This is a genomic window from Kitasatospora sp. NPDC057512 (assembly GCF_042802135.1).
In the GTDB taxonomy this organism is placed as follows: domain Bacteria; phylum Actinomycetota; class Actinomycetes; order Streptomycetales; family Streptomycetaceae; genus Kitasatospora.
Genome location: NZ_JBHVET010000235.1, coordinates 1 through 10997, shown reverse-complemented (window position 1 = coordinate 10997; position 10997 = coordinate 1). Strand labels below are relative to the sequence as shown.

Below are 10997 nucleotides of genomic sequence, written 5' to 3'. Positions count from 1 at the left end.
GACCAGCCTTCTGCGACCGCTCGCGTTTGCCGCCGCCGTCGCCGTACTTGTTGAGACCGGTGCCCTGCCCGCCGCGGCCGCCGGCCAGGGCACCACCGACCCGACCGCCCCCGACCTCGCCGGTGTGCGCACCGCCCTCCAGGCCACTACCGCGGCCGGCGCCCCGGGCGCCTTCGCGGTGATCAGCGACCACGGCGCCGTCGACCGGACCCGCTCGGTGAACGTCGGCCTGGCCGACCTGGACGGGACCCCGATGAACTCCTCGTGGAGGTTCCGGGTCGGCAGCAACAGCAAGATGTTCGCCGCCGTTCTCGTGATGCAGCTGGCGCAGGAGGGCCGGATCGACCTCGACCGGCCGCTGCGCGAGTACCTGCCCGCGGACACCCTGCCGGAGAGCTGGACCATGACGGGCCGCCAGGTGATGGAGCACCGGGCCGGCGTCTACGACCACACCAACGACCTGCTGGAGCAGGCCGGCGAGGAGACCACCAGCGCGTTCGAGGCGCGCATCCGCACCACGGTGTACGACCCGCGCGCGCTGGTCGCGATGTCCGTCAGGCACGGCCTGCAGTCCACCCCCGGCAGCCGCTACTCCTACTCCAACACCGACTACGTGCTGATGGGCCTGGCCGTCGAGCACCTCACCGGCCAGACCTTCCCGGAGGTGCTGAACGAGCGGATCATCCAGCCGCTCGGCCTGCACCGGACCTCCTTCGTGGTGCCCGACCAGGGCATCACCGGCACCCACGTCACCGGCTACCTCACCAACGACGACCGCACCAAGCCGCTGCTGGACTCCACCGCGCAGACCGGCTCCTGGGTGTGGGCCGCCGGGGCCGTCATCTCCGACGCCGCGGACCTCGACCGCTTCCTCACCGCGCTGATGGCGGGCGGCAAGGGCGGGCTCGTCTCGGACGCCTCGCTCCAGCAGATGACCGCCGCCCTGCCCACGCCCACCGCGAAGATCTCCTACGGCCTGGGCCTGCGCCGCATCTCGCTCTCCTGCGGGGACGTGTACGGCCACGGCGGCATCGTGCAGGGCTTCAACACCCAGTCCTTCACGACCCCGGACGGGCGGCGCAGCGTGGTGGTCTTCGCCAACGCCTCCAACAACGGCGCGGTGACGCAGGGCCTGATGAACACCCTGGAGCCGGCCTTCTGCGGCAAGCAGCCCGCCGTCTCCCCGCGGACGGCCTTCTCGCCGGCCTCGGTCCCGGTCGGCTCGCTGCCGGTCGGCTCGCTGCCGGTGGTGGAGGACACCCGGATCTGACACCGGCCGTACGGCCCGCGCCCGCTCCTACGCCCGCTCCCGCCTCCGGTCCCGGTCCCGCCTCCGGCTCCGGCTCCGGTACGGCCGGGGGCGGGCGCTCGGCGTGACCGGACACGGCCCCCGGAGGGAACCGGTCAGTGCCGGGCGCCCGCCGCGCGCGGACCCTCCGCGCTCAGGTCGGTGAGCGCCTCGGTGAGCAGTTCCCGGGCCTCCTCGGCACGGCCCTGCTCGATCAGCGCGGTGCCCAGCTCGGTCAGCGTCTTGGTCATGCTGTCCGGGCGGCCCACCGCCTCGAAGTGCACCAGGGCCTGCCGGTACGCCTTCTCGGCGGCCGGCCAGCGCTTCAGCGCCGCGCGGTCCAGGCCCAGCTCGTGCGCGGTCATGGCCGCCAGCAGGTGGATCAGCGGCGAGGACCAGCGCTCCACCAGCTCCAGCGCCCCGGCCAGGGCCCGCCGGCGCGACTCCACCGCCTCCTCCGCCCGGCCGGACTCCCGCAGGCAGTTGGCGGCGCCCCGCAGGGTGACCAGCCGGCCGATCATCGCGGAGCGGTTGGCCACCTCGGCGAAGGCGTCCGCCGCCCGGTGGAAGGCGTCGGTCGCCTCGCGGTGCCGCTGGAGGTAGCGCAGGCCCGAGGCGAGGTAGGTCAGCGCCCAGCCCTGCTGCTCCCGGTCGCCCACCGCGCGGGCCAGCTCCAGCCCCTCGGTGGCCAGTTCGACGCCGCGCTGGTAGCGGTGCAGGCAGGTGATGTACGTCCAGGCCAGGTAGTTGACGTGCACCGCCTCGACCCGCTCGTCCCCGATCGCGCGGGCGGCGTCCGCCGAGAGCTGGAACACCTCGGCCCAGATGCCCCAGCTCAGCAGCCGGTCGGAGAACCAGTGCATCGCCTCGGCGGTGTCCACCACCTCCCGGTACCGGCCGGCCCGCTGCGCCTGGTGCAGGGCGGCCAGCCACTCCGGGTGCTCGTACTCCAGCCAGGCGGCCGCCTCGGTGAGGTGCGCGGGGGCGGTGCCGCCGGTGCCGGTCGCGTCCGTGGCGTGGTCGGGGTCGAACCGCAGGCCGTACTCGGCCGCCCGGCCGAGGATCCAGCGGCCGGCCCGGGTGCGGGCCTCGGCCAGCTCCTGGCCCGTCTCGTCGGCGGCCAGCCGCTCGCCCGCGTAGAGCCGCACCAGGTCGTGCAGGCGGTAGCGGTCCGGGGTGGCCGCCTGCATCAGTCCGGCGTCGACGAGCTGTTCCAGCACCAGCTCGGTACGGGCCGCCGACCGGCCCGCGTAGGCCGCGGCGATCTCCGCGGTGAAGTCCTGACCGGCGGTCAACGCGCAGCGGCGGAGGACGAGTTGGGACTCGGCGGGCAGCCGCCGATAGGACAGTTCGAAGGCCGGGCGGACGGCCAGGTCGCCGGTCTCCAGCAGGTCCAGCCGGTTCTCCTCGGCGGCGAGCTGGCGCACCAGGTGGGCGACCGGCTGCTGCGGCCGGGCGACCAGGCGCTGCCCGGCGATCCGCAGCGCGAGCGGCAGGTAGCCGCAGAGCCTGGCCAGCTCGGCGGTGGCGTCGGGCGCGGCCTCGATCCGCTCGCGGCCGGCGATCCGGGCCAGCAGGCCGGCCGCCTCGGCCGGGGCCAGCACGTCCAGGCTCAGCCGGTGCACCGACTCCAGGCCGGGCAGCACGTTGCGGCTGGTCACGATGGTCACGGCCGGGCCGGAGCCGGGCAGCAGCGGGCGCACCTGGCTCTCGTCGGCGGCGTTGTCCAGCACCAGCACGAGCCGTCGCTCGCGGACCAGCGCCCGGTAGAGGCCGGCCCGCTCCTCCGTTCCGGCGGGCACCGCGGCGTCGGCGACGCCCAGGGCGCGCAGCACCTGGCCGAGCGCGTCCCGGGCGGGCAGCGGCTGCGGGGACATGCCGCCGAGGTCCAGGGAGAGCTGGCCGTCCGGGAAGCGCCCGGCCAGGGCGTGGGCGGCGTGCAGTGCGAAGGAGGTCTTGCCGAGGCCGGGCTGACCGCTGATCAGCACCACGCGCGGATGGGCCGGGTGCTCGTCCTCGGCCAGGCGGGCGAGCAGGGCGAGGGCGTCCTCGCGGGCGGTGAAGTCGGCGATGTCGCGGGGCAGCGCGAGGGCGCTCTGGCCGAGCTCGGCGGGGATCGCGGGCGGGGCCTCCTCGCGGGCATCGGCTTCGCGGGCGTCGGCATCGCGGGCGGTGGAGTCGGCGGAGGCCTCGCGCGGGGCGGACCGGTGGGGCCGGGCCCGGCCCCCGGCGGGCGTCGGTCCCGGCCGAGCCCCGCGCGGGCGTCCGGACTGCGCGGCCCGGTCCAGCACGTCCGCCTGCGCGCCGTCCAGCCCGAGCGCCTCGGCCAGCGCCCGTACGGTGCGCCGCTGCGGTCCGCGGGTGCGGCCGCGCTCCATGTCCCCGAGGGCGCGCAGGCTGACCCCGGCGGCCGCGGCGAGCTCCTCCTGGGTCAGGCCCGCCGCCACCCGGTGCCCGGCCAGCAGGCGGTTGAACTCGTTCGCGTCCGTGTCCGTGCCGCCCCCGGCCGTCATGCCCCGCCCCCACTCGCTCGGTCCTGCGCAGTTCCGCACTTCTGCCTGGAGTCGCCTCCGGCGGTTCGCTGCGGTTCGCTCCAGGCAGAAGTATGCCCCGGCGGACAGGTTCCTCCTATTCGGCCCTCTCCAGGGGCATCCGCGCAGGTCAGGACGGATGGGTACGGACGGGGCCGCAGGGCGGGGGCGGTTCCGCGACAAGCGGAAGCGCCGGTAGTTCCGCCTGTGGTTCCGCTGGTCGAACAGCGGTTTTCCGCCACCGTCGGCCGACCGCGGTCCATGCCGGACCCCTGCGCCGAACCCCTGCGCCGGACCGCTACGCCGGCCGCCTCGCCGCCGCGCCCTCGACCGTGCGCCCGAGGGCGTCCAGCAGGTCGGCGAGCAGGTTGTGGGAGCGGGCTTCGAGGGCCGGGTCGCCGACGGTGCGGCCGAGGGCGACGGCGAGCCGGGCCGAGGAGAGCGCGGCGTCCCGGCGGCCGAGCGCGTGCAGGGCGCGGGCCCGGCTGTGGGTGGCGAGGACGGCCTCGGCGCCGCCGGAGCGGGCGGTGGCGGCGCGCACCGCCTCGTCGGCGTGGCGCAGGGCGGGCCCGGGGTCGTCGGCCAGGACCAGCGCGTCGGCGAGGTCGGTGAGCGCGCGGACCAGCAGGTGGTCGGTGGCCGGGGTGCGGGCGGCGGCCACCAGGTCGCCGAGCATGGGCACCGCCCGCTCGTACCGGCCGGCCCGCAGCAGGGCGGCGGCCACCCGGCTGCGGCAGTGGTGGCGCAGCGCCGCGTCGCCGGCCCGGTCGGCGGCCGCGACGGCCCGCTCCAGGGTGTCGGCGGCGGTGCGGTGGGCCGCGCGGTCGACGTGCAGGACGGCGAGGTCGGTGGCGAGCCGGGCCACCGCCGCCTCGTCCCGGTCCGTGTGGGCGGCGCGCAGTCCGGCCTCGACCACGGCCCGCCAGTGCGTCCGGTCGTGGCCGGTGGTCTCGTACAACCGGCAGGCCCGGTGGGCGAGTTGCCAGGCCGCGGTGGGCCGTCCCTGCTGCTCGGCGCAGAGCACCACCGCGCGCAGGGCGCTCTCCTCGCGGCGGAACCAGGCCCCCGCGCCCACGGTCGCCGCGCCACCGGCCGTCCAGCCGGCGGTGACGTCGAGGTAGTGGGCGATCAGCCGGTCGAGGGCGAGGAACCGTTCGTCGCAGGTGAGTTCGGCGGCCTGCGCGGCGGCGTGGCGGCGGACCAGCTCGCGCCGGGCGTACCGGCCGGGGCCGCTCTCCTCCAGCAGGTGGACGGCGTCCAGCCGGGTCAGCAGGGTGCGGGTGGCGCCGGGCGGGAGGTCGGCGAGGGCGGCGGCGGTGGCGGTGTCGAGCTCCGCGCCGGGGTGCAGGCCGAGCAGGGTGAACAGCCGGGCGGCGTCGGGCGCCAGCGTGCGGTACGTCCGGTCCAGCGCGGTGGTGAGGCCGAGCGGGCCGCCGGCGGTACCGGTGCCGGAGAGGGCGGCCGGACCGGTGTGCTCGTCGGCGAGTTCGGCGGCGAGGTCGGCCACGGACCAGTCGGGCCGGGCGGCCAGGCGGGCGGCGGCCAGGCGCAGCGCGAGCGGCAGGCGGTCGCAGCGCTCGGCGAGTTCCGCGACCGCCTCCGGCTCACCGGCCGTGCGGTCCTCGCCGAGGATGCGGGCGAGCAGGGCGGCGGCCTCCTCGGGGCCGAGCACGCCCAGCGGCAGCGGGATGCCGCCGGTGCGGACCACCAGGTGGCGCAGCCGGCTGCGGCTGGTGACGATCGCGACCGGGGCGGGCTCGCTGTCGGTGGCCGGCGGGTCGGGCAGCAGCGGGGCGAGCTGCTCGTAGGAGGCGGCGTCGTCCAGCACGACCAGCATCCGCCGCCCGCCGATCAGTTCGCGGTAGCGGCGGGCGCGGTCCTCGGGGTCGCGGGGCAGCGCGTCCGGGGCCGCACCGAGCGCGGTGAGGAACTCGCCGAGCACCTCGGCGGGTTCGCGCGGCCCGTCCGGGTCGAAGCCGCGCAGCTCGGCGTGGAGGATGCCGTCCGGGAACCAGGCGTCGCCGCGCCGGGCCGTCCACTGCCGGACCAGGCTGGTCTTGCCGACTCCGGCGGGGCCGGTGACCAGGATCGGGCGGCCGTCCCGGGCGGCGGGCAACACCTGCTCCAGCCGGGCGAGTTCGCCTGTCCGGCCGACGAACCGGCGGTCGGCGGCGGGCCGGGCGCCGGACTGCTCGCCGGCCCGGCGCAGCTCCGGGCCGGGCGGCCGGGTGAGCCGGGCCACCGCGCGCTCGTAGCGCTGCCGCGCCTCGGTGCTCCGCCCGTCCTGCTCCAGGCAGCGCACCAGCCGGGCGGTCAGCGTCTGCCGGGCGGGGTGGCCGTCGGCGGCCTCGGCGAGTTCGGCGGCCAGTTCGCCGCCCCGGCCGACCCGGAGCAGGCCGTCGGCCAACCGCTCCAGGGCGTGCAGCCGCAGGTCGGTCAGGTACGGCAGGGTCCGCTCGCGCAGCAGGGCGGAGCCGCAGTCGGCGAGCGCCGGGCCGCGCCACAGGTCCAGCGCGGCGCGCAGCAGCGGCGGGGCGTCCTCCGACGGCGCGGCCTCCACCGGCGCGGCCTCCATCGGGGCGGTCTCCGGCGGGGTGCCGACCAGCGGGGCGGCGGGCTCCGGGGGCAGCACGCCGGCCTGTTCGCAGAGCCGGCCGAAGCGCAGCACGTCGACCCGGTCGGGCTCACCGGCCAGCAGGTAGCCGGACCCCCGGGTGCCCAGCTCCAGCCCGGAGCCGTCCAGCAGTTGGCGCACCGCCGCGACGTGGCCCTGCAGGGCGGCCCGCGCGGTGGGCGGCGCGCTGCCCTCCCAGACCAGCTCGATCAGCTCCTCGGTGGCCACCGTCCGGTTCAGCCGCACGGCGAGCGCGCTCAGCAGCGCCCGGCGCTTGGGGGCCGAGGGCGTCACCGCCGTCCCGTCCTCCCGCCGCACCACCACCGGCCCGAGCAGATCGATGTGCACGCGCCCGTCCCCCTCCCCCACCATCCGTCGACTCCCCGGCTGGTTCGAGGATAGGGCCGACCGGGCCCTTGACGTCGGCCGTACGGTACCGGGCCGGTACGACACCGGCGCCGCCCCCGCCGCCCCGGGCACGGCGGCGCGGCCCCGCGTCCGCCGGCCGGTGCAACCGTCACCGGCCCCGACGGCATCCCTTTCAGGGGATGCCCCGCGGGGCCCGGTCGGACCGGGGTCGCGGCCCCGGGGTGCGCGCCCCGGACGGGCGGGCGGGGGGCCGGAGCAGCCGTCCGGCGTGGACCGGACAGGTTCTCGCACTACACTGCTCCACCCCGAGGGCCGATGGCCGCTTCGGGTGTGATGTGCGGTTTTGCGGCGAGGTGGGGGGTACCGGTGCGGATTCGGCTGCTCGGGCCGGTGGAGTTGCGGGTCGGGGCGGACGGCTTCGCGAGCGTGGCGGGTGCCCAGCGGCGGGCCGTCCTGGCGATGCTGGCGCTGCGGTTGGGGCTCGTGGTCACCATGGACCAGCTGTGCGAGCTGCTCTGGGACGAGCAGCCGCCGCCCACCGCCCGGGCGGCCGTGCAGGGGCATGTCGCCGCGCTGCGGAAGGTGCTCGCCGACACCCCGTTCGAGCTGCACACCCGCGACTCCGGCTACCTGCTGACCGGGCCGGCCGACGCCGTGGACGCGCTGCGCTTCGAGGAGCTCGCCGGCGAGGCCGAGGGGCAGGCCGGGCTCGGCGACTGCGCCACCGCGGTCGCACTGCTGGAGGAGGCGCTGCGGCTGTGGCGCGGCGAGGCGCTGGCCGACCTGCCCGACACCCCCTTGCGGGACGCCGCGGTGGACCGGCTGAGGCAGTCCCGCACCGCCGCCCTGCTCTGCTGGGCCGGGCTGCGGCTGGGCCAGGGCGCCGGGGCCTCGGCCGTGCCGCTGCTGAAGCACGGGGTGCGGCTGGACGGGCTGCGCGAGGAGCTGGTGGCCATGCTGATGCGCTGCCTGCACCAGGCGGGCCGGCCCGCGGAGGCACTGACCGCCTACCACCAGGCCCGGGTCCGGCTGGACGACGAACTGGGCATCAACCCCGGCCCGGCGCTGCGGGCGGCGCTCGCCGAGGTGCTGGCCGACGACCGTACGGTGGAGCCGCCGCCCGCCGCTCCCCCGGCCCCCGATCCGGCGCCGAAGCCCCCGCCGGTGCCGCGCCGACTCCCCCGCCGCCACCCGGACTTCGTCGGCCGCACCACCGATCTGGCCCGCCTCGACCGGGCCTGTGGGACCGGCCGCGCCGGGGACGGCCCGGTGCTGGTGGTCGGCCCGGCCGGGGTCGGCAAGAGCGCGCTGGTCACCGCCTGGGCGCACCGGGTCGCCGACCGCTTCCCGGACGGCCTGCTCCACGCCGAGCTGCGCGGCCTCGCCCCGGACGGCCCGGCCCGGCCCGAGGCCGTCCTGGCCGGCTTCCTGCGCGCGCTCGGCGTACCGGAGGACGGCATCCCCGCCGGGCTCGCCGACCGGGCCGCGCTCTACCGCGAGCGCACCAGGGGCCGGCGGCTGCTGGTGCTGCTGGACGACGCCGCCGACGCCGACCAGGTCGCCGACCTGCTGCCCGCCGGCCCGGCCGGCACCGCCGTGGTCACCGGCCGGGGCTCGCTGGAGGGCCTGGTCGCCGTCGAGGGGGCCACCCTGCTGCGCCTGGCCGCGCTGCCCGAGGACGACGCCCTGCACCTGCTGGAGCGCGCCCTGACGCCCGAACGGCTGCGCGCCGAGCCGGAGGCCGCCGCCCGCCTCGCCGGGCTCTGCGACCACCTGCCGCTCGCCCTGCGGATCGCCGCCGCCCGCCTGGCCGACCGGCCGGACCGGACGATCGCCGAGCTGGTCGCCGAACTCGCCGACGAGCGGACCAGGCTGGCCGTCCTGGACGCCGACGGCACGCTCTCCGTCGCGGGCCGGCTCGGGCAGACCCACCGCCGGCTCTCCGGCCCCGCGGCCGAACTGCTCACCGCCCTGGCCGCCCACCCCGGCCGCGAGGTGGACACCCCGGCGAGCGCCGCACTGCTCGGCAGCGACACCGCGACCGCCCACCGGGTGCTCGGCGAGCTGGCCTCCCACCACCTGCTCACCGGCACCGCCCCCGGCCGCCACGCCCGTACCGACCTGGTCCGGCTGTACGGCGCCGGGCTGCTCGCCGAACGGCCCGAACCGCACCGGCGGCGGCTGCGCGAACGCCTGGCCGACCACTACCTCGCGGCCCTCGGGCACTGCGGGTCCTTCCTCGACCCCGGCCAGGAGGACACCGCCCCGCCCGCCGGTCCGGCGCAGGCCCTCCCGGCCGTGGGCGACATCCGCACGGCGCTCGACTGGTTCGACGCCGAGGAGCCGGCGGTCTCCGCGCTGGTCGCGTCCCCCGACACCGATCCGGCCCGGGTCTGGCGGCTCGCGCTGACCTGCGGTTCGCTCTACTACGGCGCCAGCCGCTTCACCGACTGGCTCGCCAGTGCCCGGCTGGGACAGGCGGCGGCCGAGCGGTGCGGCGACCCGGTCGCGGTCGCGCTGCTGCTCAACTGCCGGGCACAGGCCCTGGTCGCGCTGGAACGCCGGCAGGAGTCCGCGGAGGCGGCCCGCAAGGCGGTCGCCGCGGCCGAGTCCGCCACCGGATCCGGCGCCGGACCCGCGGCCGCGTCCGCGCACGTCCGGGCGCTCGCCACGCTGGCGCTGGTCACCGCGATGCTCGGCCACGCCGCCGAGGCCGAGCGGCTGGCGGCCTCCGCCACGGCGCTCGCACTGGAGTCCGGCGACCGCCGCCGGCTGGTCGACGCCAAGGTGCACCAGGGCTGGGTGAGCCTGGCCGCCGGGGACCGGGAGGGCGCCCAGCGCCGGTCCCGCGAGGCCCGCGAGCTGCTGCCGGCCACGCCCGTCACCCAGGTCCACCTCTGGTCGCTGCTGACCGAGGCGCAGGCCCTCGCGCCGACCGTCCGCGACGACGCCGCCGACCTCGCCTGGCACCGGCTGCTCGCCGCCTGCGAGGAGGCCGGTCTGCTGTACCTCCACGCGGTGGCCGAACAGTCCTACGCCGCCTACCTGTTGGCCCGGGGCCGGGAGCCGGAGGTGCGCGGCCGACTGCGCACGGCGCTGGAGCGCTTCCGCTCGCACGACCGGCAGGCGGGCCACTGCAGCGAGTTCACCACCAGCCTGGAGGAGTCGCTCAACCTGCGCACCGGCCGGCGGCCGGCGGCCGACTGAACCGGACGGTCGGGGCGAGGGACCGCGCCCCGGTGAGCCGGCGCCCCGGTCGGCCGGCGCCCCGGTCAGGCGGAGCCGGACGGCCCCGTCAGCCGGCCGCCGTGGCCGCCCCGCGCACGGCCGGGGCGTACCCGTGCTCCGTCGCCAGCACCGGGCGCAGCGCCCGGATCGCGTAGAAGTTGCGGGACTTGACCGTCCCCGGCGGCACCCCCAGCCGGGCCGAGGCCTCCAGCACCGAGCGGTCCTTGAGGTGGAGTTCGACCAGCACCTCGCGGTGGTGCTTCTGCACCCGGCGCAGCGCCAGCGCGAGGTCCCGGGCCACCACGACCTGCTCGTACGGGTCGTCGGCGACCGGCCGGTCCTCGACCGTCTCGCCGATCACCTCCTTGGCGCGGGCGGCGGCCATCCGGTAGTGGTCGATCGCGATCCGCCGGGCGACCGTGAACAGCCAGGGCCGGGCCGCCTCCGCACCGGCGGCCAGCGCCTCCGGGTGCTGCCAGGCGCGCAGCAGGGTCTCCTGGAGGATGTCCTCGGCCTTGCCGCGGTCCCCGCCGGTGGCCCGCAGCAGCGCGCGCAGCAGGTAGCCGCCGTGCAGCCGGTGGATCTCGGCGAGCACGTCGGGGTCGAGGGTCGGGCGGGCCGGGGCGGTGGCGCCTTCCGGCGCGGCGGCCGGACCCTCGGACGGCGGGGTGACGGACGTGGGCTGGGCGACGGACGGCTTCGACACGCGCTACCTCTCAGGTCGGGCAGGGGGCGCAGCACGGGCAGGGGACGCAGCACGGGCAGGGCGTGCTGGGCACCACCGGAATCCCGGCGGTGGCTGCACCAGCACACTGCCGGAGGCCGCCAAGTCCGCACCAAGGATCCGCCAACGCCCCCGTCCGGGGCACTCGGGCCGCCCCCGGGTGCCGCCGTTGGCGGGCGTCGACGACTGTTGGCCGATCGTTAGCGGCCGTGAGCTGCGGCTCTTCCCCCGCCGCCCGGTACC

General features: G+C 77.7%; 5 protein-coding genes. 2 read left to right on the top strand and 3 right to left on the bottom strand.

Going from position 1 to position 10997, the window contains the following annotated elements; all coding sequences use genetic code 11:
* Positions 1–1270, top strand: a 1270-nt coding sequence (locus ACFU6K_RS17495; RefSeq protein WP_380663925.1) for a serine hydrolase domain-containing protein, incomplete at its 5' end; no start/stop codon positions are given.
* 134 nt (positions 1271–1404) lie between these two features.
* Here ACFU6K_RS17495 and ACFU6K_RS17490 read toward each other — a convergent pair.
* Positions 1405–3801, bottom strand: a complete 2397-nt coding sequence (locus ACFU6K_RS17490; RefSeq protein WP_380663923.1) for an ATP-binding protein — start codon at positions 3799–3801, stop codon at positions 1405–1407.
* A gap of 316 nt (positions 3802–4117) precedes the next feature.
* A complete protein-coding gene (locus ACFU6K_RS17485) occupies positions 4118–6781 on the bottom strand; it encodes a BTAD domain-containing putative transcriptional regulator (RefSeq protein WP_380663922.1) in 2664 nt (887 codons plus the stop codon).
* Positions 6782–7168: 387 nt separating this feature from the next.
* On the opposite strand from ACFU6K_RS17485, the gene ACFU6K_RS17480 reads away from it, so the two are divergent.
* A complete protein-coding gene (locus ACFU6K_RS17480) occupies positions 7169–10009 on the top strand; it encodes a BTAD domain-containing putative transcriptional regulator (protein WP_380663920.1) in 2841 nt (946 codons plus the stop codon).
* An 88-nt stretch (positions 10010–10097) separates the two neighbouring features.
* On the opposite strand, the gene ACFU6K_RS17475 is transcribed toward ACFU6K_RS17480, so the two are convergent.
* A complete protein-coding gene (locus tag ACFU6K_RS17475) occupies positions 10098–10736 on the bottom strand; it encodes a sigma-70 family RNA polymerase sigma factor (protein ID WP_380663919.1) in 639 nt (212 codons plus the stop codon).
* Positions 10737–10997 lie beyond the last annotated feature (261 nt).